Consider the following 22,058-nt stretch of genomic DNA (forward strand, 5'->3'; position numbering starts at 1 on the left):
TTCCATCCCGCTCCCGCTCCCGCTCCCGCTCCCGCTCCCGGTTTCGTGAAGGGAAGGGCGGTTGCGCCAATCGTCGTAAACATGGTTAACAGGGGATGAACGACAAATTAATGCCGGGTTAATCTCGGCAACCTTAGATTTTTAATCTTGAAATACCCGTTGCCGGCGCGTTTCAGCTCCATTCGGAACCAAATAACGGTCGGCGCGTTAAACGATTATCCAAGAATTACTAGGGAGTCGAAACGCATGAACAAGTGGATGGCAAGGATTGCCACTGTTGGTTTATCCATGGCGGTGGTTTTTTCAAGTATGGTGCCGTCGTCGGCCATGCCGTTGCCGCAGGTTTCTCGCGCCGAGAGCCCGGTGGTCAATGTTGCCGAGCAGGGCGCCCGTGTCTATCCGAACGAATGGCGTCACAATCGCGGATGGCGCCATAATCGCGGTTGGCGCGGTGATCGTGGCTGGCGTCACGACCGAGGCTGGCGTCATGGCCGCAATTGGGACCGTCGCTGGGATCGCCGTCATGGCTGGTACAACGGTCACCGCGGCTATCGCGATTATCGTCGCGGCTATCGCCGGCACGGCGGATACTGGTTCCCGCTGGCAGCCTTCGGCGCTGGTGCCATCATTGGTGGCGCGTTGAGCCAGCCGCGTGTCTATCGCAACGTCGGGTCGGATCACGTCTCCTGGTGCCAAAACCGCTGGCGCTCCTACCGGGCTTACGACAACACCTATCAGCCCTATAACGGCCCGCGCCGCGTCTGCGTCTCTCCGTATAACTGACGAGACCGGAGCCAAGGTTTTCAAGCCCCGTCCGCAGCCGCGGGCGGGGTTTTTCGTTGCCGAAAGGCTTTTTAGAGAATGCCCGCTCGCCGCAGCAGCCACCAGGCGAGCGCAATCGACAGCATGATGAACCCGACGGCATAAAGCGTGCCGCCCACGCCCTCGGCAAACGGCAGGCTCGACGTGTTCATGCCGAAAAAACCGGTGACCAGCGATGGCGGCAGCAGGAAGGCGGTCATCAGCGACAGGATGTAGAGGTGCCGGTTGGTTTCCGAAGACAGTTTTGAATCGATTTCTTCGTGCAGCAGCCGCGCCCTCTCCTGCAGGGCATAGACGTCGTGATCGACCGCTTCCAGCCGGTTGGTCAGCCGCCCGGCAACCTCGTCGAAACCCGGCGGCATGTCCTCGTCGTCGGCCGCCGAGGCCCGGCGCATCAGCGTCAGCACCGTGCGCAGGTGGCGATGCAGGCGCACCACGGTGCGCCGCACCGGCGCCAGCCGCCGGCGTTCGTCGCGCGGCGCATTGTCGTAGACGAAGTCCTCGATGACATTGAGTTCTTCGGTCATTTCGAGAACGAGCGATATCAGCGTCCGCTGGAATTCCGCCACCAGCGTTTCGAACACATGGATCGGCTGGGCATATTTGCCGGCGTTCTTTTCGATCGCCGCCCGCGCCCGGTCGATGCTGCGCAGCGGCTGCAGCCGTGTGGTGATGATGAACGTGTCGGAAACGGCGAAATGCTGCCAGCCGATGTCGCGGGTATCGGCATCGAATTCGCGCTGGAAATCGACAAGCGTGCCGAACAGCAACTGGTCTTCGGCAGCGATGGCCGCATGCGTATCATGCGTCGTCAGCGCCATGCGGGCCTGGTCGGTCAAGCCCGGAAACGTCTCCAGGAAAGCCGGGACGCGGGCATCGGCGAGGTTGAGATGCAGCCAGACGAAACCGTCCTGGACTTCGAGCTGCGAGCGCGAACATTCGTTCGGCATCCGCAGCGCTTTTCGGTTGTCGGGCTGGAAATGATAGGCCCAGACCAGGCCGGGAATATCGGAAGTTTGCAGTACCATGGGCCGGCTTTCGAACACCGTAGGAAATCTCTGTCCCGGCCAATTGGCCGCGGCAGCGCCTCTATCTGCCCCGTATGACACAGACGCTTCAAGCAAAATCGTGCAGTGCAGTATCGACGGTGCGGCTGCAGGATGGCGGGTGTCCGGCAGGCCACAGCAATTCCGGTGGTGCAGCGGCCGTTCCTTCGGCTAAGTTCCAGGTAACGAACACATTTGAGTCGGGAGGAGACCTCATGTACCGGGCACCGGTCGCGGATATCGTATTCACGCTCAACCATGTCGCCGGCCTGTCCGAAGCGCTGGAGAACGGCACTTTCGGCGATCTGAGCGGCGATCTTGTCGAGGCGATCCTGACGGAAGCCGGCCGCTTCGCCAGCGAGGAAGTGGCGCCACTAGCCGAGATTGGCGACAAGCAGGGCGCGCGCCTCTCTGATGGCGCGGTCAAGCTGGCCGATGGCTGGGCCGATCTTTACCGTCGCTGGTCCGCCGGCGGCTGGAACAGCCTGACGGCGCCGGAGGCTTTTGGCGGCCAGGGCCTGCCGCACATGCTCAATGTCGCGGCCTTCGAGATGTGGAACTCCGCCTCCATGGCCTTTGCCATCGGCCCGACGCTCACCGTCGGCGCCATCGAGGCGCTGGAGGCGCACGGTAGCCAGGCGCTCAAGGATACCTATCTCGCCCGCCTCGTGTCCGGCGAATGGACGGCAACGATGAACCTGACCGAGCCGCATGCCGGCTCCGATCTGGGCGTGATGAAGACGCGGGCCGTGCCCCAGGGCGACGGCACCTACCGGATCTTCGGCCAGAAAATCTTCATCACCTGGGGCGAACACGATGCGGCCGAAAACATCGTGCATCTCGTGCTCGCCCGCCTGCCGGATGCGCCGGCCGGCACGCGCGGCATCTCGCTGTTCCTGGTGCCGAAATTTTTCGTCAATGCCGATGGCACGCCCGGTGCCCGCAACGACCTCTTCTGCCATTCGCTGGAGCACAAGCTCGGCATCCACGGCTCGCCCACCTGCACGATGATCTACGGCGACGGCCGCTTCGGCAGCGAGAAGGGGGCCGTCGGCTGGCTCGTCGGCGAGGAGAACAAGGGCCTCAACTGCATGTTCACGATGATGAACAATGCCCGCCTCATGGTCGGCATGCAGGGGGTGGCGATTGCCGAGGCGGCGACGCAGAAGGCGGTGCAATATGCCAAGGACCGCACCCAGGGCAAGGCGCCCGGCTGGCGCGGCGAGGGCATGAGCCCGATCATCGAGCACCCCGACGTCGCCCGTATGCTGCTCACCATGAAGGTGCTGACGCAAGGCGCACGCGCCATCGCCTACAGCTGCGCCCATGCCGGCGACCGGGCGCATCATGCCGAAGGCGAGACCGCCCGCCACTGGCAGGAGCGCTCCGCCTTCCTGACGCCGATCGCCAAGGCTTTTTCCACCGATGTCGGCGTCGATGTCGCCTCACTTGGGGTGCAGGTGCATGGCGGCATGGGCTTCATCGAGGAAACCGGCGCCGCCCGCCTGCTGCGCGACGCCCGCATCGCACCGATCTACGAAGGCACCAACGGCATCCAGGCCATCGATCTCGTCACCCGCAAGCTGCCGTTGTCCGGCGGCGATCACGTCCGTGGTTTCATCAGCGAATTGAAGGCGATTTCCGCCGATGTCCGAGCCTCCAACCATCCGGCCTTCGGGGAGACGGCCGGCCGGCTGGACGTCGCCATTGCCGATCTGGAAACGGCGACGGACTGGCTGTTGTCGCACCAGAAGGATGGCGACGTCACCGGCGTGCTTTCCGGCGCCACGGCCTATCTGCGCCTGTTCGGCCTGGTGCTGACCACGGCCTATCTCGCCAAGGGCGGGCTTGCCGCCGTCGACAATGGCGGGACGGAAAATCGCGTGGCGCTCTGCCGTTTCTCGGCGGAGAACCTGCTTGCCGAGACCCTGGCGCTCAAGGACCGGGTGCTGAACGGCGCCGATAGCCTTGCCGCCGCCCGCAGCCTCCTCGATTGAAAGACAGTCCCATGAGCGACACCCACATTCTCGTCGACCGCCCGCAGCAAGCGCCCGGCGTGCTGACGATCCGCTTCAACCGGCCGGAAAAGAAGAACGCCATCACCACCGCCATGTACCGGCGCATGGCAGCGGCGGTGGAAGAGGCAGGCGCCGACCCGGCCATCCGCGCCGTGCTGTTCCTCGGCACCGAGGGTTGTTTCTCCGCCGGCAACGACCTCGCCGATTTCCTCGCCTTTGCCGAAACCAATCCGACCGAGCCGCCGGCCGCCTTCGTCTTCCTCAAGGCGCTGGCACTCTGCGAAAAACCTGTTGTTTCCGGTGTCGATGGCCTGGCGATCGGCATCGGCACGACGCTGAACCTGCATTGCGACCTGACGTTTGCCTCCGACCGCAGCCTGTTCAAGACGCCGTTCGTCGATCTTGGCCTGGTGCCGGAGGCGGGGTCGAGCCTGCTCGGGCCACAGGCGATGGGCCACCAGCGCGCCTTTGCCCTGCTCGCCGCCAGCGAAGGGTTTTCCGCCGAAGAGGCGCGCGCCGCCGGTATCGTCTGGAAGGTGGTTACGCCGGACCAGGTCGAGCCCCAGGCGCTCGCTGCAGCCGCAAGGCTCGCCTCCCGCCCCGCCGAGGCGCTGCGGATCACCCGCGACCTGCTGCGCGGCGACCGGACCGAGCTGCTGGCGCGTATGGACGAAGAGCTTCACCATTTTACCGAACGGCTGAGAAGCGACGAGGCGCGCGCCGCGTTCCAGACCTTTTTGAAGCGTTAGGCCGTCGCGGATTGTTTTTGGCCGATAAACGTCCTATCGCCAGGGACGGAACGGAGAGTTGAGCGATGACGGACGATGAGGCGCAGCGGCTCGCGAACCTGAAAGAAGCGCTCGAATTCGGCCGTTATGTCGGTATCTGCAATGCCATAGAGGCCCTGCGCACGACCATGCCGCCGGAGCTGGCGAGGGAAACGCTGGACCGCGCCGCCGGTGTCCACGATGAGTGGGACAGGTCGCAGATCCTCCTGGCGCTCGCCCGCCATCTCCCGGACGCGCTGTTTACCGAAGCGCTTGAACTCGCCGCCCGGCTGAGCGATCCGGACATCGGCAATCGCGACCATGTCCTGGTCGCCCTGGCGAAACGGTTTCCCGAAATCCATCATCCGCTTATCGCTGCCGTCGCGCGCCAGACGGAAGGCGCGGATGAGCGGGTTGCTGCATTGACGCGCCTCGTGCCGCTGATGCCCTCGTTGCTGCCGGAAGCCGTCGCTACCGCCAATCTCCCGACCATCCATGCAACCACGCGGGCGTGGGCCTTTACCAAACTTTTGCTTGAGGATGCTTCGCTGGCCGGGCAAACGCTTGAGGCTATTGCCGCCAATGCGGTCGAGACCGAGCGCGCATCGATGCTGACCGGAGTTCTCGACAGCATCGACGATCAGCATATTCCTGCCGTCTCTGCCATTCTCGCCAGCGTCCCCACGGCGACGTTTCGCGAGCCGCTGCTCGGAGCGCTGAAGAAGCGTTTTCCCGGCGTCCTCTGGTTCCCCTGATCCGCCGTTGGAGCAATTCCAGCAAAAGTGCGCAGCGGTTTGCGTATAAACAAAAAGATAGAGTGTTGTCGCGTTTCGGGGAAATGCGGAAATACTCTATTTCTCCAGTGTTGCCACCACTTCGACATGTGATGACCACAGGAACTGATCGATGGGAACAACCCGCGTGATCCTGTAGCCGCCCTCGACCAGCAAAGCGAGGTCACGGGCCAGCGTCAGCGGATTGCAGCTGACGGCGACGAGCTTTTTCACGCTCGACCTCGCCAGTTCCTTCACCTGCGCCTCGGCGCCGGCGCGGGGCGGGTCGAAGACGACCGCGTCGTAGACTTTCAGGTCCTGCATCGTCAGCGGCCGGCGGAACAGGTCGCGCTTTTCCGTCGTCACCGGCTTCAGACCCTGCGCACCGCGGGCGGCAAGATCGAGCGCCTTCAGCGCCTTATCCTCGGATTCCACCGCGTGCACCCGGCCTATGCGGGCGAGCCTGAGCGAAAACGTGCCGGCACCGGCAAAGAGGTCGGCGATGCGTTTTGCCTTGCCGACTTCGGCCAGCACCAGTTCGGCCATCGCATCCTCAGCCGGCTTCGTCGCCTGGGTGAAGGCGGCGGGCGGCGGGGAAACCTTGACGCCGCCGAAATCCAGCTGCGGCTTCTGCGGCTCGACCAGCGCCTCGCCGTTGACCGACACCCGGGCAACACCACGCTCGGCCAGCACCGCTTCGATCGTCGCGCGCCGCTGCTTGTCGGAAACCGCCTTCAGCCCGTCGATGGCGATGTCGAGGCCGGAGAGGGTTTCGAGCACCGTGATGCGGAACGGTTCGGCATTCGCCGCCGCTGCCCTGCCGATGGCCCGGATGGTGCCGAGCCGGGCGACGATGCCCGGCACGGCGATGGGACATTCCTCGATGGCGACGATATGATGGCTTTCCGCCTGGTTGAAGCCGAGCAGCAGGTCTTTTTCGGTCTTGCGCGCCGCCAGCGCCACGCGCCGCCGCTCGCCCGGCCGGGCGATGATCAGATCGTCGACAGCAGGCGTCAGTCCCTTTGCCTGCAGCGCCTCGACCACGAGGTTGCGCTTGAAGGCATGGTAGGGTTCGTCCTTGAGATGCTGCAGCACGCAGCCGCCGCAGGTGCCGTTGACGCCGTCAGGCCCGAAATGCCGGCAGGCCGGCTCCTGGCGCTCCGGCGAGGCCGCGGCAATCGACATGATCGTGCCGTGGCTTTTTATCCGTGCCACCGCCACCGTTTCGCCCGGCAGGGCGAACGGCACGTAGAGCGGGCCATCCTGCGTATGGGCGATGCCGTCGCCCTGGGCGCCGAGCCGGGCGATGGTGACGGTTTCGGTGCTCATGGTTTGGTTCCGGCGAGCAGGAATTCCTTGTTGCCATCACCGCCATCGATGGGCGAGGGGATCAGGCCGAGGCTTTCCCAGCCCATGTCCTCGACAAACCAACGCTCCAGTTCCGCGGCGACATCGGGCGCTGTCTCCGGTTCCTTCAGCAGGCCGGCCTTGCTGATCGCGTCGCGCCCGGCCTCGAATTGCGGTTTGACCAGCAGCACCGCCTTGGCGCCCGGCTCGGCAAGCTCCAGCGCCGGGGCGAGCGCCAGCTTCAGCGAGATAAAGGAGACGTCGGAGACGATGAACTCGATCGGCCGGTCGTCGATGTCTTCAGGCTCGAGGTAGCGGGCATTCAGCCCTTCGATATTCGTCACCTTGTCGTTGGCGAGCAGGCGCGGATGCATCTGGCCATGGCCGACGTCGATGGACGTCACGTGGGCGGCGCCGCGCAGCACCAGCACCTCGGTAAAGCCGCCGGTGGAGGCGCCAACGTCGAGACAGCTGGCATCCTTCGGATCGAGCCCGAAATGATCGAGCGCCGCCACCAGTTTCAAGGCGGCGCGCGACACGTAGTCCTGGGCCGGATCGTCGATGGTGATGATCACGTCGGAGGCGAAGACCAGGCTGGGCTTGGTCACCACCTTGCCGGCAACGGTGACGGTGCCGCGGGCAATGGCGTCGCGGGCGCGAGACCGGCTGGCCACGAGATTGCGGGATACCAGGAGCTGGTCCAGGCGCTGAGGTTCTGATGAGGTCGACATGTGCCGTCAATGACGGTCAAACGCCTTTCTTGCAAGCCTTTTGTTGCAACGCACCGGCTGTGGAACGATTCACGGCCGATGAAAGCGGCAACGCCCGGAAAACCGACCTTCCGGCAACTTTCGGTCGCGGCCGGCGTGCCTGGGCGGATCCAGTTTGCGCTGCGTCAATTTGAGCCGCCAAAATGTTCGAAACCGGTACGGTTTTCAACGCAATCTTAAGGGCTGCGCCTTCTTTTGGGCCGCGGAGGAACGACCCATTCGAATCGAACCGAGCGAACCCTATGTCTCTTAGAAATCTCTCTCTCAACAAGAAGTTGATCGGCACCTTCGCCGCCTTGATGTCGGTCTGCCTTTTCGCGTCCGCGGGGGTTTACTGGCAGGCCGCAGCCTCCCGGGAGGCGTCCCGGCAGCAATATGAAGCCCAGGGTATCCTCGGGCATGTCGACAATGCGCTCGAGGCGATGCTGGAGCAGGCCGTCAACCAGCGCGGCTTCCTGCTGTTCAAGAGCGACAGCACCTACAAGGACGTCTTCGTCAATCGTGAAAAGATGATTGCGGCACTGGACGCCGCAAAGGCGGCTGCGGCCGACCGGCCGGAGATGCTGGAATCGCTCACTGCCATGCGCGAGGCCGCCGACGTCTTCCACAAGGAGCTGACCGAGCCGCAGCTGGAAGCCCGCAAGACGACGGACATGCCGATCGAAGAGGTTGCCAATCTCAACCGCGACAAGTCGCGCGGCCAGCTCGACCGCTTCCGCGAGGCTGCCGCCAAGATCAAGCAGCAGTCGCTCGAATACAGCAACAGCCTGGTCGAGGTGCAGAAGGACGCCTTCCGCGATCTGCTGATGGCACTGCTCGTCGGCGGTGCGTTGGCCGGCGCCATCGCCGTCGCGCTCGTTTGGGCCCTGTCGCGTGCCATCGTCACGCCGATCGTCGGCATGACGGACGCCATGAGCCGGCTTGCCGGCGGCGACAACAATATCGACGTGCCGGCACTCGACCGTGGCGACGAAGTCGGCCGCATGGCGAAGGCCGTCGCCGTCTTCAAGGATGCGGCGATCGAAAAGATCCGCCTGTCCAAGGATGCCGATGCCATGCGCAGCTCCGCCGAGCGCGAGCGCCAGGCCAACGACGAGCAGAAGGCACGCGAGACCGGCGAGATCGAGTTCGCCATCGACGCTCTGGCCCGCGGTCTGTCCAGCCTCGCCAGCGGCGATGTCGCCTCGCGCCTCGATACGCCCTTCGCCGGCCGTCTCGAGCGTCTGCGGGTCGATTTCAACGGCGCCGTCGAGAAGCTGCAGTCGGTGCTGCGTTCGGTCGGCCAGAATGCCACCGCGATCAATTCCGGTGCCAACGAAGTCCGTGCCGCTGCCGACGACCTGGCGCGGCGCACCGAGCAGCAGGCCGCGTCCGTCGAAGAGACCGCTGCCGCGCTGGAACAGGTGACGACCACCGTCAAGGACACCGCCCGCGGTGCCGAAGAGGCCGGCCGCCTTGTCGAGCGCACCCGCGCCGGCGCCGAACGGTCCGGCGAAATCGTCCGCAATGCCGTGCTTGCCATGAATGAAATCGAAAAGTCTTCGGGCGAGATTTCCAACATCATCGGCGTCATCGACGAGATTGCTTTCCAGACCAATCTTCTCGCCCTGAATGCCGGTGTCGAGGCCGCCCGCGCCGGTGAAGCCGGCAAGGGGTTTGCCGTCGTCGCCCAGGAAGTGCGCGAGCTGGCGCAGCGTTCCGCCAAGGCAGCGAAGGAGATCAAGGCGCTGATCACCGCCTCCGGAACCCACGTGGCGACCGGCGTCAACCTCGTCGGCGAGACCGGCAAGGCTTTGGAAGCCATCGTCACCGAGGTGGCAGAGATCAACACCCATGTCAGCGCCATCGTCGTTGCCGCCCGCGAACAGTCGACCGGCCTGCAGGAGATCAACACCTCCGTCAACGCCATGGACCAGGGCACGCAGCAGAACGCCGCCATGGTCGAACAGCAGACGGCGGCAAGCCATTCGCTGGCTCGCGAAGCCCATGCGCTGGACGAGTTGCTGGCACAGTTCAACCTCGGCCATTCCATGCTGTCGGCATCGCGCCCGGTTGCCGCTTCGGCGAACGCCCGGCCGGTGGCGTCGGCCCCGCGCGACATGCGCTCCACCGTCGCCCGCGCCTTTGCTTCGCGCGGCGGTGCTGCGGTGGCGGTGAAGGAAGAGTGGTCGGAATTCTGAGCCATCGTAACCGAGGTCGGCGAGATGCCCCTCACCCTAACCCTCTCCCCGCAAGCGGGGAGAGGGAACTTGCCCCGCTCAATGTCGAGTGTGGCAGAAACGGTGCGGCGCACCCCCGTCTCCCCGCATGCGGGGAGAAGGTGCCGGTAGGCGGATGAGGGGGCCTCGCTCCAACACGACAAAGGCCGCCGGGATCACCGGCGGCCTTTGTCGTTTCAGGCTGGAATCGTCTGCCCTTACAGCCAGATGATCCGGCCCTTGTATTTCATGATGCTCGGCTTCAAGAGCTCGGCCCAGCCGGCGGCTTCGTCGTTTTCCGCCGGCGTCTGCGCCTCGGCGGTCACGTCGTAGCTGCTGCGCAGCTGCGGCAGCTTGGTCTGCAGCCGGGCGATCATTGCCGCTTCGAGCTGACGGTCGTATTTCGGGGCGTCTTCGGCAGCTGCCGAAAATGCTGTGGTCGCGAGAAATCCTCCCGCCAGCAGGATCTTGGTAAGCATTGGTCTGTCCCTGTCATTCTTGTTGTTTTGATGCTTGGAACTTTAGCAACGAGACATTCAAAAACCGCCAAGGAAGATGGTTACACGCCAGCCAACGGCCATGGTTTCGCGAAGGTTTCCAAAGGCGTCGCAGGCTGCGTCGGCGACTTTCTTTGGGCGCATCGCGTGCCGCTCCCGCACCGGTGTCGCCGGTCGCTTGCGTGGCTGCCCCGGCTTGTCTAACGCTTGTTCAGCCGGGGCGGAAACTGCCGTCCCGGCCGATCCTCGAACCGGGACTTGCGACGATGATGACCAGACTTTCTGCGGCACTGGCCGCCTGCCTGTTTGCTGCACCGGCACTCGCCAACGACACCATGGCCGAACTGAAGACCGGCGGCATCATCTATGTCGAGACGCTTGATGTCACCATGGAGGAGGAAGACCTGTTCATCTCGCCGGACGAGGTGCGGGTGAACTATGTCTTCGCCAACGACACCGACCGGGACATCCACACCGTCGTCGCCTTCCCGATGCCGGAGGTCACCGGCGGGCCGGGGCAGAACGTCGCTATCTACGACATGAATTCCGACAATATGTTGGGCTTCACCGTCAGCCAGGACGGCAAGTCGATCACGCCGGAACTGCAGCAGCGCGCCATCGCCAACGGCGTCGATATCACCGGCGACCTGATCGTCCACAAGATCCCGTTGCTGCCGCTGAGCGAAGCGACCAACAAGGCGCTGAACACGCTTCCCGACGACGTGCGCCAGGATTTCTTCGACCGAGGCCTGGCGATGGATTCGAGCTATGACGCCGGCGAGGGCATGCAGCGCGATACCTCGGCTTTGTGGACGATGAGTTCGGTCTACTGGTGGCGCACGACGTTCCCGGCGCATTCGAAGATCAAGGTGGCACACACCTACAAGCCGAGCGTCGGCGGCACGGTGGCGACCACCTATCTGAATGAAAACAACGAGGGCAAGGGCGAGCGCTACGAAGAATACGTCAAGCGTTTCTGCATCGATGACGCCATGGTCAAGATCGCCAAGCAGTCGAACGAGGCAATGGTGAGCGGCAAGCCCTATTTCATGGAAAACTGGATTTCCTATGTGCTGAAAACCGGCGCCAACTGGGGCGGCACCATCAAGAAGTTCAAGCTGACCGTCGACAAGGGCAAACCGGAAAATTACGTCAGCTTCTGCGGCACCGGCGTGAAGAAGACCGGTCCCACCAGCTTCGAAATGACCGCCGAGGATCTTTCCCCGGAAAAGGATCTCGATATCCTGCTTTTGGTGAAGGTGGAGAATACCCTGCAGCCGTAAGGGCTTGGTGCGGCTGAGCTTCTGGTGGTTGCGATTGGAGCCTGCCCCTCATCCGCCTACCGGCACCTTCTCCCCGTTTTGACGGGGAGAAGGGGTTATGCCGCGCCGTTTCTGCCACATTCGACGTAGCATGTGACGCGTCCCCTCTCCCCGCGCGCGGGGAGAGGGTTAGGGTGAGGGGCATCGCCGTATCGTAAAAACTGCCAAATCAGCCAGCGCGCCTGTCACCCCGCAGCGCCAACCTCGATCTGCTTCTGCCCCAGCGCCCGGAACACCGTCGAGACGATGCCGGCGCGGTCGAGGCCCGCCTTGGCGTACATGGCTTCGGGCTTGGCCTGTTCCATCCAGTTATCCGGCAGCACCAGCGGCCGTATCTTCAATCCGTTGTCGAGCAGCCCCTCGGTAGCCAGCAGCTGCATCACCTGCGCGCCAAAACCGCCGATCGAGCCTTCCTCCACCGTCACCAGCACCTGGTGATGGCGGGCAAGCTGGCGGATGAGATCGGCGTCCAGCGGCTTGGCAAAGCGCGCATCGGCAACGGTGGTCGAAAGGCCGGCGGCATCGAGATCTTCCGCGGCCAAGAGACATTCGGCCAGCCGGGTGCCGAAAGAGAGCAGGGCGACGGTCGTGCCCTGCTTCATCACCCGGCCCTTGCCGATTTCGAGGATTTCGCCGCGCACTGGCATCTCGACGCCGACACCTTCGCCGCGCGGATAACGGAAGGAGATCGGGCCTTCGTCATAGGCCGCCGCGGTGCGCACCATGTGCTTCAGTTCCGCCTCGTCGGCCGCCGCCATGACGACGAAGCCGGGCAGGGAGGCGAGGAAGGTGGTGTCGAACGAGCCTGCATGCGTCGGTCCGTCGGCGCCGACGAAACCGGCGCGGTCGATGGGGAAACGCACCGGCAGGCCCTGGATTGCCACGTCGTGAACCACCTGGTCGTAGGCGCGCTGCAGGAAGGTGGAATAGAGCGCCGCAAACGGCTTGTAGCCTTCGGCCGCAAGGCCGGCGGCAAAGGTCACCGCATGCTGCTCGGCGATACCGACGTCGAAGCAGCGGGCCGGAAACAGCTCGGCAAGCTTGTCGAGCCCGGTGCCGGAGGGCATGGCGGCGGTGACGCCGATGATTTTTTCGTCATGCCGGGCTTCCTCGACCAGCGCCTCGGCAAAGACGGAGGTGTAGGCAGGCGCATTCGGTTTGGCTTTTGCCTGCGCGCCGGTGATGACGTCGAACTTGTTGACGCCGTGATATTTGTCGGCGGCGGCTTCCGCCGGCGCGTAACCCTTGCCCTTCTGGGTGACGACATGGATCAGCACCGGCCCCTGCTGGTGGTCGCGGACGTTGCGCAGCACCGGCAGCAGGTGGTCGAAGGAATGGCCGTCGATCGGGCCGATGTGGTAAAAACCCATCTCCTCGAACATGGTGCCGCCGGTGACGTAACCACGGGCATGCTCGACGGCGCGGGTGATCGCCCGGTCGATGTTCTTGCCGAGATAGGCGGTCAGCTTCTTGCCGATCTCGCGAAAGCCCATATAGGTGCGCCCCGAAGCGAGGCGGGCGAGATAGGCGCTCATCGCACCCGTCGGCGGCGCGATCGACATGTCGTTGTCGTTGAGGATGACGATCAGCCGGGCATCCAGCGCACCGGCATTGTTCAGCGCTTCGTAGGCCATGCCCGCCGACATCGCGCCGTCGCCGATGACGGCGATGACGCGGCGGTCGGTCTGGCTGAGCTCCGCCGCTACCGCCATCCCGAGGCCGGCGGAAATCGAGGTGGAGGAGTGCGCGGCGCCGAAGGGATCGTATTCGCTTTCCGCCCGGCGGGTGAAGCCGGAGAGGCCGCCTTCCTGGCGCAGCGTGCGGATGCGGTCGCGCCGGCCGGTGAGGATCTTGTGCGGATAACATTGGTGGCCGACGTCGAAGATCAGCCGGTCGTCCGGGGTGTTGAACACCTTGTGGATGGCGATGGTCAGCTCCACCACGCCGAGGCCGGCGCCGAGATGGCCACCCGTGCTAGATACCGCATCGATCATCTCGTCGCGCAGCTCGCGGGCGAGCTGCGGCAGGTCACGATCATCCAGCTTTCTGAGGTCCACGGGCAGGTCGACCTGATTCAAAAGCGGAGTATCGGGAAGTTTTGTCACGGGCGATCGCCTCTTCTTGGTGTTATGGCAGGCATGCCGCCATACTGCAAAACTATCTGTGGCAAAAGCGGCAGGTTTCAACAAGTCATGTTTTTGTGGTCGAAACGCGGTCAACTCTGCGGCAACGGCACGAATTCTTCCTCGTCTCCCGGCACGATGTCGAAACGGCCGGTGCGCCACTCCTCCTTCGCCTGCTCGATGCGCTCCTTCGAGGAGGAAACGAAGTTCCACCAGATATAGCGTTTCGACGACAGCGCCGCGCCGCCGAATAGCATGATATGACAGCCTTCCTCGCCGCCCTCCAGGGTGATTGGATCGCCCGGCCGGAAGACCAGCAGCTGGTCGGCGGCAAACCGATCACCCGCGACGACCAGCGAGCCGGAGAGGATGTAGATCGCCCGCTCCTCGTGATCGGCAGGGAAGGGGAAGCGGGAAGCCGGTGCCAGCGTCAGGTCGACATAGAGCGTATCGGTAAAGGCCGCCACCGGTGACGACAGGCCCTCGAAGCTGCCGATCACCACGCGGCCGCTGGCGCCGTTGATATCGATCAGCGGCATCTCGCCCCTGGCGGTGTGGGCGAAGGCGGGCGCCATCTCTTCCATCTGGTCCGGCAAGGCGAGCCAGGTCTGCAGCCCCGACATCGACAGCGGCGAGCCACGCAGATTTTCTGGCGTGCGCTCGGAATGCACGATGCCGCGCCCCGCCGTCATCAGGTTGATGTCGCCTGGCCGGATCACCAGCTCGGTGCCGAGGCTGTCGCGATGCTTGATCTCGCCGTCGAACAGATAGGTGACGGTGGACAGGCCGATATGCGGGTGCGGCTTGACGTCGAGCGCCTCGCCGGCACGCAGCACCGCCGGCCCCATGCGGTCGAAGAAGATGAACGGCCCGACCAGCCGCCGCCGCGACGTCGGCAGGGCGCGCCGCACGGCAAAGCCACCGATATCGCTCGAGCGCGGGATGATCAGCTGCTCGATGGCATCGCAGGCAAAGGCATCGCCGGCAACGGGATCGATTCCGGGGAAAAAGGACATGGCATGGTCTCCTGTCGCAAGGGCTTGTGCCGAGCATAGGCCCCTGCGGCGCGCCGCGAAAGTCTTGCCGGTTCAGATCGCCGTGAAGCCGTTGTCGACGAACAGATGGGCGCCGTTCACGAAGCTGGATTCATCGCTGGCGAGATAGAGGGCTGCGCGCGCCACGTCCTCGGGTTCGCCGATCCGGCCCTGCTGGGCGGCGATGGCGGCATCGGACACATCGACGCCCAGCGCCTGCAGTTCGGCGACTTCTTTCAAGCCATGCGGCGTGCGGATGAAGCCGGGGCAGACGGCGTTGCAACGGATGTTGCGATCCCGGAATTCCACGGCGATGGCCCGGGCGAACATGTGCACGGCGCCCTTGGTGGTGTCGTAGAGCACTTCCATCGGCGTGGCGGCGACGGCGGAAATGGAGGAGGTGCAGACGATGGAGCCGCCGCCGGCCTCGATCATCTTCGGAAGAACGGCCTTGGTCATCAAAAACATCGAGCGGACGTTGACCGCATGCAGCCAGTCCCATTCCTCGACCGTCGTTTCGAGGAACGGCTTGATGACGATGGTGCCGGCGTGGTTGAACAGCACGTTGACGGCGCCAAAACGTTCCTGGACGCCGGCAACGGCGGCGTTGACCGCGCCCTCGTCGGAAACATCGGCCGTCCAGAAGTCGGCGTCGCCACCGGCATCGCGGATCGCCTTGACGGTCTCGGCGGCGGCGTCCGCATTGCGGTCGATGATCGCCAGTTTCGCGCCCTCGGCGGCAAACAGTCTTGATGCCGCCCCGCCCATTCCGGTCGCTCCGCCGGAGACGATGGCGACCTTTCCTTTCAACCTGTCCGTCATGATTGCAGTCTCCCCATCATGGATGGGGTTTCACCCGCATCCGTCCCCTCAATCGTATTTTATTCGCCGTCAAGCGCTTCGACGCCCTGCGGCTTGCCGGCGCGGTCGAGGCGGATTTTCTCGATTCTGTTTTCCGCCGCGTTCAGTAGCGTCTCGCAATGCTTCTTCAAGGCTTCGCCGCGCTCGTAGATGGCAATCGACTCGTCGAGGGCGACGTCGCCGCGTTCCAGGCGCTGCACGATGCTTTCGAGCTCAGCCACCGCCTTTTCGAATGTGTAGCTGGAAACCTCGGCCAGTGGGGTGCTCTCGCTCATCGTCAACCTCTCATCAAGCGTGAAATATGCAAACCGGCGGATTCCGCCAATCCTTCCAGGTCGTAGCCGCCTTCGAGGATGCTGACAATGCGATTGCCCGCGGTCCTGTCGGCGATCTCCATCAGCCGTCCGGTTGCCCAGTCGAAATCCTCGCCGATCAGGTTGATCTGTGCCAGCGGATCGCGGTGATGCGCATCGAAGCCGGCGGAGATGAGAATGAGATCGGGCGAAAAATCCTTGAGTGCCGGCAGCACGCGTGACTTGAAGGCCTCGCGGAAATGGTCGCTGCCGTCATTGGCCGAAAGCGGCGCGTTGACGATGTTGCCGCTTGCGCCCTGCTCGTCCTTCTTGCCGGTGCCGGGATAGAGCGGCATCTGGTGGGTCGAGCAAAACAGCACGTCAGGATCGTCCCAGAAGATGTCCTGCGTGCCGTTGCCGTGATGTACGTCCCAGTCGACGATGGCGACACGTTCGGCACCATGCGCCTTCCGGGCATGCCGAGCGGCGATGGCGACGCTGTTGAACAGGCAGAAACCCATGGCGCGGTTACGTTCGGCATGGTGCCCCGGCGGCCGGCTGGCAACGAAAACATTGTCGGCCCGGCCGGTAAACACATCGTCGACCGCCGCCATGGCGCCGCCGATGCCGGTCAGCGCCGCCTGCAGGCTTTTCGGGCTGGCATAGGTGTCGGACTCGATCTGGTTGATCTCGTCATCTTCTTCCGGCATGGCGCGCATGACGGAGAACAGGTGTTCCTCCGGATGCGCCAGCAGCACGGCATCCTCATTCGCCTGCGGTGCCTGCCGGCGTTGCAGGCCGGCAAAATTCTCGTGCCCCAGGGCAATGTTGAGCGAACGCAGCCGGTCGGCCCGCTCCGGGTGGCCGGGGGGCGTGTTGTGCTCCAGAAAAACGGGATGTTCGTAGAGACGCGTCGTCATGCCGGGTTCCTTTGCGGCAAGGATTGAAGCGCAGGCCGCCTTCTGTCCACAGCAGATGGGGCGGAAATCGCTGCTTTTCAACAGGAGATCTTGCCGCAACGGAACCGTTCGCGGGGCAATGCCGCTTGTTCCAAGATGAGAAAAATGCCTTAGATGAATTCTAAAGCATGTCGCGCAAAAGTGTGCAGCGGTTTTGCAGTATCGACATGCGCAAAGACAAGCATAAAGCATGTCTTTTTCCGGGCCGGGGACACGTCCGGAGGCATGATGTCAGGTATTCGGGGGTACGGGATGGCAGAAACGGGACGCATAGACATATCGGAGGTACAGGTTGCCTATCGGGATATAGATATGCACGGCTACCTGCACAGCCATGCCTATCTGGCCTATGCGGAAACCGCACTGCGGCAATTCTGGCGCCATCGGCCGAAGATCGAAGAAGAACCGCTGTTTGTCGTGCGCAAGGTGGAATGCGGTTATCACCGCGGCCTGCAGCTCGACGACCTCGCCCGCCTGACGGTGCGTATCGACAAGATCGGCGGTCGCTCGGTCGGCTTCAACGTGTTGATCGAGGTCGGCAAAGAGCTTGCCGCCGATGTCGAGATGACATGGATGGCCGCCGATCCGGAAAGCCGCGAACCGGCGCCGCTGCCCGAAGAGATCCGCGACTGGCTTTACCAGTTTTTGCCGTAACTGCGGCCTGCCTCAAGCGCGCTGCGGCAGCAGCGGATAACCGGCCATTACCGCCCTGCCGGCAAGCGCTGCAATGACAGCCTTGAGGATATCGCCTGGAACGAAGGCCAACGAGCCGAGGAACGCCTTGGAAATCCCGGTGCCGCCAATGGTGCCGAGATAGAGGATGCCGAAGAGGTAGACCACCACGACACCGCCGATGAAGCTGGCGAGGAAGAAGCTGACCGTTTGCACCAGTCCGGATTGTTCGGCGTTCACAAGCTTTTCGGAGAGGAAGCCGGTGACGAAGGCGCCCACCAGCCAGCCGAGCAAAAAACCCGCTGTCGGACCGGCAAAAACCGCAAGCCCGCCGCGGCCGCCTGACAGCACCGGCAGGCCGATGGCGACGAGGACCAGCACGATGAGAACGGCAGCGCCGGCACGGTAGCCGCCGAGAACCGTCCCGGCCATCATCACGCCGAGAGACTGAGCCGTGATCGGCACGGCAAATACCGCAATATAGATCGGCGGCAGCAAGCCGAGCGCGACGATGATGGCGGCGAAAAGGGACGACAGAACAAGATTTCGGGTGCTCATTGACGTCTCCTGTAGACCAGTTCCGGTATCGACTATTGCCGCCGAAAGCCCCGCGCGTCAATGGCGGCGGCGATGTTGTCGGCATCGCGCAGCGTCAGGATGATCAACGGCGTCAAAACGGTCAGGAAATGCACCTTGAGACCCCTCGCGGCATGGGCTTCGCTGATGGCGGCGTAACGATTGAGGATCTCCGGCACGAAACGAATCACCAGCCCGGCCGCCAGCCCGATATCGGCGGCCTGAAGGATGCCCAACCGTTCCAGCGGCCGGGCAAAAGCGGTAATTTCGTCAATGAAACCGGCAACGGTGACGGTGGCCGTCACCGTTGCCGCAAACAGCATCAGCGCCGTCAGCCGCAGCAGCGTGACGATTGCCTCTTCGGCCGAATTGAATGCGAAGTTGAACACCGCGACGGCGGCGATGGTGGCAAAGACTGGCAACAGCCGCCGAAGTCCTTCCCGGACCGGCAGGCCGACCAGCAGGTAGGAAAACGCTCCTGCCGCCGCTGCCGTTGCCAGCAGAGCGTAGGAACGCGTGAAAAACAACGCGATGCTGATAGCCGCGAGCGCAACGAGTTTTGTCCGCGGCGACAGCCGGTGCAGGATCGTATCGGTTTCGACGTAAAGCGATTTCACGCGGCGGCGATCTCCCGGTAACGGGCAATCGTTTCCGCCGGGCTGCCGTCGGCCACCAGCCGGCCGTCGTGGAACAGCAGCACCCGGTCGAAATCCTCGATCAAGGCGAGGTCGTGGCTGATGACGATCGCCGTTTCGTCGAGACCCGCGATGGTCTTCTCCACCCGCGCCCGGTTCTTCAGGTCGAGCTGGTTGGTCGGTTCGTCGAGGATCAGTACGTCCGGCCCGGTCGCCAGCACGGCGGCCAGTGCGGCAAGCTGCAACTCGCCGCCGGAAAGCTCGTGGGCGCGGCGCCCGGCAAGATGGGCAATGTCCAGCCGCGCCAGAACCGCATCCACTGCTGCCGCAATCTCGGTTTTGGAAAGCCCGCGGTTCTTCAGGCCGAAGCCGATGTCTTCGCGAATGATCGGCAGGATGATCTGGTTCTGTGGATTCTGGAAGATGAAGCCCACCTTGCCGAGCACGGCCTTGGCGTCCTTCACCGTATCCAGCCCGCCGACGCTCACCTTGCCCGTCGATGGCGTGACAAGGCCGTTGATCATCCGCGCGAATGTCGTCTTTCCCGAGCCGTTGAGGCCGATGATGCCGATCCGCCGTTCCTGCAGCGTCACCGTGAGCGGCTGGAGCGCGGTTTTCCCCGCAAAAGCGGCGCCGGCCTCCTGAAAGCGGATGTCCAAGTCATGTCCTCGCAAAAACGTCGTCGTTCTATAACCGAAGCGGCACGCTTTGGGAAACATCTAGCGTGGCGAACCGGATTGAAACTTGGGAATAAAAGCCTATCATCCATCCCATGACGATTCTTCTTTCCAATCGCGAAGCCCGCAGGATCTTCATGGCAAGGCAGGGGCTTTGCCAGCCGCCGAACCGTAGCCTTGACAAGGCCGGGCTGCTGTCGCTGATCGAAGATCTCGGTTTCGTCCAGGTCGACAGCATCCAGACGGTTGAGCGGGCGCATCACCTGATCCTGTTTGCCCGCAACCAGACCTATCGCCGCCAGCACCTGACCGAACTTCTGGAAACGGACGGCGATCTGTTCGAGCACTGGACCCACGACGCCTCGATCATCCCGTCGAGCTTTTTCCGCTACTGGAAACATCGCTTCGTCCGCCGCGAACCGATCCTGCGCGAACGCTGGGCGAAGTGGCAGGGGGAGGGGTTCGCCAGCGCTTTCGAGGATACCTTCCGGCGGATCGCCGAGAACGGCGCAACCATGTCGCGCGACGTCAAGGTCGAGGATCACAAGTCCGGCGGCTGGTGGAACTGGCATCCCAACAAGACGGCGCTCGAATATTTCTGGCATACCGGCAAGCTCGCCATCGCCGGCCGGCAGAATTTCCAGAAGGTCTACGATCTCGCCGAACGCGTTCTGCCGGCGCACCATTACCATCCGGAGGTTCCCAGCGAGGATTTTGTCGATTGGGCCTGCCGTAGCGCCTTGCAGCGGCTGGGTTATGCCACGACTGGAGAGATTGCCGCCTTCTGGGATCTACTGTCGCCGCAGGAGGCCAAGGACTGGGCGGCGGCGCACCGGGACGAACTGGTGGAGGTGTCCGTCGAACCCATCGATGGCGGCAAGCCGCGCGTGTCGTTCGCCTTTGCAACGTTTGCGGACGACATCCGCGATTTGCCCGAACCGCCCGCCCGCCTGCGCGTGCTCAGCCCTTTCGACCCGATGATCCGCGACCGCAATCGCACCGAACGCCTTTTCGGCTTCTTCTATCGCATCGAAGTTTTCGTTCCCGAGCCGAAGCGTGAATATGGCTATTACGTCTTCCCGCTGCTGGAAGGCGACCGCTTCGTCGGCCGCATCGACATGAAGGCCGACCGCAAGCGCGGCACGCTGGACGTCAAGCGCCTGTGGTGGGAAAAGGGTGTCCGGGCCTCCGCCGGCAGGCTCGAAAAGCTGGACGCGGAACTCTCCCGGCTCGCCCGGTTCTCCGGGCTGGAAAGCGTGCAGTATCTCGATGGTTGGCAGGGATAGGCGGCGGCTGGTTACAGCCCGGCCGCCATATGCGAGCAAGCGACTTTGCTTGCCGATTGGATACATCCGGAGACGAAATCCCTTTACCGTACGCGGCCCGTCTGGCCACGATCCCTGAGATAATGATCCGCGATGGCGCAGGCGACCATCGCCTCGCCGATCGGCACGGCGCGGATGCCGACGCAGGGGTCGTGGCGGCCCTTGGTGCGGACATCGACATTGTTGCCGTCGGCATCGATCGACTGGCGTTCGGTCAGGATCGACGAGGTCGGCTTGATGGCAAAACGTGCGACAATGGCCTGGCCGGTGGAAATGCCGCCCAGGATGCCGCCGGCATGATTGGAGAGGAACAGCGGCTTGCCGTCGTTGCCCATGCGCATCTCATCGGCGTTTTCTTCGCCGGTCAGTTCTGCGGCGGCAAAACCTTCGCCGATCTCGACGCCCTTGACGGCGTTGATCGACATCAGCAGGCTGGCGATATCCTGGTCCAGCTTGCCGTAGATCGGCGCTCCGAGACCGGCCGGCACGCCTTCGGCGATCACTTCGACGACGGCGCCGATCGAGGAGCCGGCCTTGCGGATGCCGTCGAGATACTCTTCCCAGACCGGCACGATTGCGGCATCGGGCGCAAAGAACGGGTTCTGGTCGACTTGCCCCCAATCCCAGTTGGCGCGGTTGATCTTGTGCTTGCCGATCTGCACCAGCGCGCCACGCACCGTCACACCCGGAACGACCTTGCGGGCGAGGCCGCCGGCGGCGACACGGGCAGCCGTCTCGCGGGCTGAGGAACGACCGCCGCCGCGATAGTCGCGGATGCCGTATTTGACGTCGTAGGCGTAGTCGGCATGGCCCGGCCGGTAGCGACGGGCGATCTCGCCGTAATCCTTTGAGCGCTGGTCGGTGTTCTCGATGAGCATGGAAACCGGCGTGCCGGTGGTGATCATCGTCTCGCCGTCATCGTCGAACATCACGCCGGAGAGGACCTTGACCAGGTCATCCTCGCGCCGTTGCGTCACGAAGCGCGACTGGCCGGGCTTGCGTTTGTCCAGCCATGCCTGCAGCTCTTCCAGCTTGAAGCGGATGCCGGGAGGGCAGCCGTCGACCACGCAACCGAGCGCCGGCCCGTGGCTTTCCCCCCAGGTGGTGACGCGGAAGAGATGACCGAAGGTATTGTGTGACATGAAACCGACCGATTGATAGCGCGCGGGCGGCGGAAAACGCCTGCCGCGCCGCGGGAAAGGAGCGGCCCACTCATAGTGGAAAACATGGCGAAGAGAAAAGCCTTTCTTTTCTCCCGCTATCAGCTGGCGTCCGAAGCATGTCGCGCAAAAGTGTACAGCGGTTTTGCGCGAACGACATGCGACAAATCAAAGACCTAAAGC

Annotated in this window: 21 protein-coding genes; 8 read left to right on the forward strand and 13 right to left on the reverse strand. The window is 63.7% G+C overall.

The window, feature by feature from the left end:
- Window positions 1-246: 246 nt before the first annotated feature.
- Window positions 247-783, forward strand: coding sequence for a BA14K family protein (locus ACSQ3I_RS21460; protein WP_436002239.1), 537 nt, complete (start codon window positions 247-249; stop codon window positions 781-783).
- Window positions 784-854: 71 nt separating this feature from the next.
- On the opposite strand, the gene ACSQ3I_RS21465 is transcribed toward ACSQ3I_RS21460, so the two are convergent.
- Complete coding sequence (locus ACSQ3I_RS21465; RefSeq protein ID WP_436002241.1) at window positions 855-1,850, reverse strand: transporter; 996 nt, start codon at window positions 1,848-1,850, stop codon at window positions 855-857.
- Window positions 1,851-2,083: 233 nt separating this feature from the next.
- Here ACSQ3I_RS21465 and ACSQ3I_RS21470 point away from each other — a divergent pair, with 233 nt between their 5' ends.
- The 3 genes from ACSQ3I_RS21470 to ACSQ3I_RS21480 all read left to right on the forward strand — a co-directional run bounded on the left by ACSQ3I_RS21470 (window position 2,084) and on the right by ACSQ3I_RS21480 (window position 5,408).
- Complete coding sequence (locus tag ACSQ3I_RS21470; RefSeq protein ID WP_436002243.1) at window positions 2,084-3,865, forward strand: acyl-CoA dehydrogenase; 1,782 nt, start codon at window positions 2,084-2,086, stop codon at window positions 3,863-3,865.
- An 11-nt stretch (window positions 3,866-3,876) separates the two neighbouring features.
- Window positions 3,877-4,635, forward strand: coding sequence for a crotonase/enoyl-CoA hydratase family protein (locus ACSQ3I_RS21475; RefSeq protein WP_436002245.1), 759 nt, complete (start codon window positions 3,877-3,879; stop codon window positions 4,633-4,635).
- Between the two features lie 65 nt (window positions 4,636-4,700).
- A complete protein-coding gene (locus ACSQ3I_RS21480) occupies window positions 4,701-5,408 on the forward strand; it encodes a hypothetical protein (RefSeq protein ID WP_436002247.1) in 708 nt (235 codons plus the stop codon).
- 96 nt (window positions 5,409-5,504) lie between these two features.
- Here the strand turns inward: ACSQ3I_RS21480 and ACSQ3I_RS21485 are convergent, their stop codons facing one another.
- Both ACSQ3I_RS21485 and ACSQ3I_RS21490 read right to left on the reverse strand, forming a co-directional pair.
- Complete coding sequence (locus ACSQ3I_RS21485) at window positions 5,505-6,755, reverse strand: class I SAM-dependent RNA methyltransferase (protein ID WP_436002249.1); 1,251 nt, start codon at window positions 6,753-6,755, stop codon at window positions 5,505-5,507.
- On the reverse strand, window positions 6,752-7,504 hold the full coding sequence (locus ACSQ3I_RS21490) for a TlyA family RNA methyltransferase (RefSeq protein ID WP_436002251.1): 753 nt from the start codon (window positions 7,502-7,504) through the stop codon (window positions 6,752-6,754). Before ACSQ3I_RS21490 ends, ACSQ3I_RS21485 begins: the two co-directional genes overlap by 4 nt.
- 281 nt (window positions 7,505-7,785) lie before the next feature.
- On the opposite strand from ACSQ3I_RS21490, the gene ACSQ3I_RS21495 reads away from it, so the two are divergent.
- Entirely contained in the window at window positions 7,786-9,723 is a 1,938-nt protein-coding gene (locus ACSQ3I_RS21495) for a methyl-accepting chemotaxis protein (RefSeq protein ID WP_436002253.1), read from the forward strand.
- Between the two features lie 236 nt (window positions 9,724-9,959).
- On the opposite strand, the gene ACSQ3I_RS21500 is transcribed toward ACSQ3I_RS21495, so the two are convergent.
- A complete protein-coding gene (locus ACSQ3I_RS21500; RefSeq protein ID WP_436002255.1) occupies window positions 9,960-10,220 on the reverse strand; it encodes a hypothetical protein in 261 nt (86 codons plus the stop codon).
- Between the two features lie 287 nt (window positions 10,221-10,507).
- On the opposite strand from ACSQ3I_RS21500, the gene ACSQ3I_RS21505 reads away from it, so the two are divergent.
- On the forward strand, window positions 10,508-11,521 hold the full coding sequence (locus ACSQ3I_RS21505; protein ID WP_436002404.1) for a DUF4424 domain-containing protein: 1,014 nt from the start codon (window positions 10,508-10,510) through the stop codon (window positions 11,519-11,521).
- A gap of 224 nt (window positions 11,522-11,745) precedes the next feature.
- Here ACSQ3I_RS21505 and dxs read toward each other — a convergent pair whose 3' ends face one another.
- From dxs to ACSQ3I_RS21530, 5 genes are all read right to left on the reverse strand, one after another.
- The gene (gene dxs, locus ACSQ3I_RS21510) at window positions 11,746-13,665 is read right to left on the reverse strand and encodes a 1-deoxy-D-xylulose-5-phosphate synthase (protein ID WP_436002257.1); all 1,920 of its coding nucleotides are present in this window, start codon (window positions 13,663-13,665) and stop codon (window positions 11,746-11,748) included.
- A 110-nt stretch (window positions 13,666-13,775) separates the two neighbouring features.
- Window positions 13,776-14,699, reverse strand: coding sequence for a pirin family protein (locus tag ACSQ3I_RS21515; protein WP_436002259.1), 924 nt, complete (start codon window positions 14,697-14,699; stop codon window positions 13,776-13,778).
- A 72-nt stretch (window positions 14,700-14,771) separates the two neighbouring features.
- Window positions 14,772-15,539, reverse strand: coding sequence for an SDR family NAD(P)-dependent oxidoreductase (locus tag ACSQ3I_RS21520; RefSeq protein ID WP_436002261.1), 768 nt, complete (start codon window positions 15,537-15,539; stop codon window positions 14,772-14,774).
- 59 nt (window positions 15,540-15,598) lie between these two features.
- Window positions 15,599-15,853: an exodeoxyribonuclease VII small subunit gene (locus tag ACSQ3I_RS21525; RefSeq protein ID WP_436002263.1), complete on the reverse strand. Its 255-nt coding sequence runs from the start codon at window positions 15,851-15,853 to the stop codon at window positions 15,599-15,601.
- A 2-nt stretch (window positions 15,854-15,855) separates the two neighbouring features.
- Window positions 15,856-16,791 carry a histone deacetylase family protein gene (locus ACSQ3I_RS21530; protein WP_436002265.1) on the reverse strand — a complete coding sequence of 312 codons (936 nt, stop codon included), beginning with the start codon at window positions 16,789-16,791 and terminating at the stop codon, window positions 15,856-15,858.
- A gap of 291 nt (window positions 16,792-17,082) precedes the next feature.
- Here ACSQ3I_RS21530 and ACSQ3I_RS21535 point away from each other — a divergent pair, with 291 nt between their 5' ends.
- Window positions 17,083-17,484: an acyl-CoA thioesterase gene (locus ACSQ3I_RS21535; protein ID WP_436002267.1), complete on the forward strand. Its 402-nt coding sequence runs from the start codon at window positions 17,083-17,085 to the stop codon at window positions 17,482-17,484.
- Window positions 17,485-17,496: 12 nt separating this feature from the next.
- Here ACSQ3I_RS21535 and ACSQ3I_RS21540 read toward each other — a convergent pair whose 3' ends face one another.
- Genes ACSQ3I_RS21540 through ACSQ3I_RS21550 form a run of 3 tightly spaced genes read right to left on the reverse strand, consistent with a single transcriptional unit; the run spans window position 17,497 to window position 19,372 of the window.
- Window positions 17,497-18,060, reverse strand: a complete 564-nt coding sequence (locus ACSQ3I_RS21540; protein WP_436002269.1) for a biotin transporter BioY — start codon at window positions 18,058-18,060, stop codon at window positions 17,497-17,499.
- 32 nt (window positions 18,061-18,092) lie between these two features.
- Window positions 18,093-18,695 carry a CbiQ family ECF transporter T component gene (locus ACSQ3I_RS21545; RefSeq protein WP_436002270.1) on the reverse strand — a complete coding sequence of 201 codons (603 nt, stop codon included), beginning with the start codon at window positions 18,693-18,695 and terminating at the stop codon, window positions 18,093-18,095.
- The gene (locus ACSQ3I_RS21550; RefSeq protein WP_436002271.1) at window positions 18,692-19,372 is read right to left on the reverse strand and encodes an energy-coupling factor ABC transporter ATP-binding protein; all 681 of its coding nucleotides are present in this window, start codon (window positions 19,370-19,372) and stop codon (window positions 18,692-18,694) included. The genes ACSQ3I_RS21545 and ACSQ3I_RS21550 overlap by 4 nt, the downstream gene beginning before the upstream one ends.
- Window positions 19,373-19,485: 113 nt before the next feature.
- Here ACSQ3I_RS21550 and ACSQ3I_RS21555 point away from each other — a divergent pair, with 113 nt between their 5' ends.
- Window positions 19,486-20,676: a winged helix-turn-helix domain-containing protein gene (locus ACSQ3I_RS21555; protein WP_436002273.1), complete on the forward strand. Its 1,191-nt coding sequence runs from the start codon at window positions 19,486-19,488 to the stop codon at window positions 20,674-20,676.
- Window positions 20,677-20,759: 83 nt separating this feature from the next.
- Here the strand turns inward: ACSQ3I_RS21555 and aroC are convergent, their stop codons facing one another.
- Window positions 20,760-21,857 carry a chorismate synthase gene (aroC, locus tag ACSQ3I_RS21560; protein WP_436002274.1) on the reverse strand — a complete coding sequence of 366 codons (1,098 nt, stop codon included), beginning with the start codon at window positions 21,855-21,857 and terminating at the stop codon, window positions 20,760-20,762.
- Window positions 21,858-22,058 lie beyond the last annotated feature (201 nt).

Origin of the sequence: Rhizobium sp. LjRoot30, from assembly GCF_964253915.1 — a bacterium.
In the GTDB taxonomy this organism is placed as follows: domain Bacteria; phylum Pseudomonadota; class Alphaproteobacteria; order Rhizobiales; family Rhizobiaceae; genus Metarhizobium.

Coding starts and splice junctions, on each gene's coding strand:
- ACSQ3I_RS21465 (WP_436002241.1), bottom strand. CDS start 1,850: ATGGTACTGCAAACTTCCGATATTCCCGGCCTGGTCTGGGCCTATCAT.
- ACSQ3I_RS21555 (WP_436002273.1), top strand. CDS start 19,486: ATGACGATTCTTCTTTCCAATCGCGAAGCCCGCAGGATCTTCATGGCA.
- ACSQ3I_RS21520 (WP_436002261.1), bottom strand. CDS start 15,539: ATGACGGACAGGTTGAAAGGAAAGGTCGCCATCGTCTCCGGCGGAGCG.
- ACSQ3I_RS21470 (WP_436002243.1), top strand. CDS start 2,084: ATGTACCGGGCACCGGTCGCGGATATCGTATTCACGCTCAACCATGTC.
- ACSQ3I_RS21490 (WP_436002251.1), bottom strand. CDS start 7,504: ATGTCGACCTCATCAGAACCTCAGCGCCTGGACCAGCTCCTGGTATCC.
- aroC (WP_436002274.1), bottom strand. CDS start 21,857: ATGTCACACAATACCTTCGGTCATCTCTTCCGCGTCACCACCTGGGGG.
- ACSQ3I_RS21460 (WP_436002239.1), top strand. CDS start 247: ATGAACAAGTGGATGGCAAGGATTGCCACTGTTGGTTTATCCATGGCG.
- ACSQ3I_RS21530 (WP_436002265.1), bottom strand. CDS start 16,791: ATGACGACGCGTCTCTACGAACATCCCGTTTTTCTGGAGCACAACACG.
- ACSQ3I_RS21495 (WP_436002253.1), top strand. CDS start 7,786: ATGTCTCTTAGAAATCTCTCTCTCAACAAGAAGTTGATCGGCACCTTC.
- ACSQ3I_RS21525 (WP_436002263.1), bottom strand. CDS start 15,853: ATGAGCGAGAGCACCCCACTGGCCGAGGTTTCCAGCTACACATTCGAA.
- ACSQ3I_RS21500 (WP_436002255.1), bottom strand. CDS start 10,220: ATGCTTACCAAGATCCTGCTGGCGGGAGGATTTCTCGCGACCACAGCA.
- ACSQ3I_RS21540 (WP_436002269.1), bottom strand. CDS start 18,060: ATGAGCACCCGAAATCTTGTTCTGTCGTCCCTTTTCGCCGCCATCATC.
- ACSQ3I_RS21485 (WP_436002249.1), bottom strand. CDS start 6,755: ATGAGCACCGAAACCGTCACCATCGCCCGGCTCGGCGCCCAGGGCGAC.
- ACSQ3I_RS21535 (WP_436002267.1), top strand. CDS start 17,083: ATGGCAGAAACGGGACGCATAGACATATCGGAGGTACAGGTTGCCTAT.
- ACSQ3I_RS21475 (WP_436002245.1), top strand. CDS start 3,877: ATGAGCGACACCCACATTCTCGTCGACCGCCCGCAGCAAGCGCCCGGC.
- ACSQ3I_RS21505 (WP_436002404.1), top strand. CDS start 10,508: ATGACCAGACTTTCTGCGGCACTGGCCGCCTGCCTGTTTGCTGCACCG.
- ACSQ3I_RS21480 (WP_436002247.1), top strand. CDS start 4,701: ATGACGGACGATGAGGCGCAGCGGCTCGCGAACCTGAAAGAAGCGCTC.
- ACSQ3I_RS21515 (WP_436002259.1), bottom strand. CDS start 14,699: ATGTCCTTTTTCCCCGGAATCGATCCCGTTGCCGGCGATGCCTTTGCC.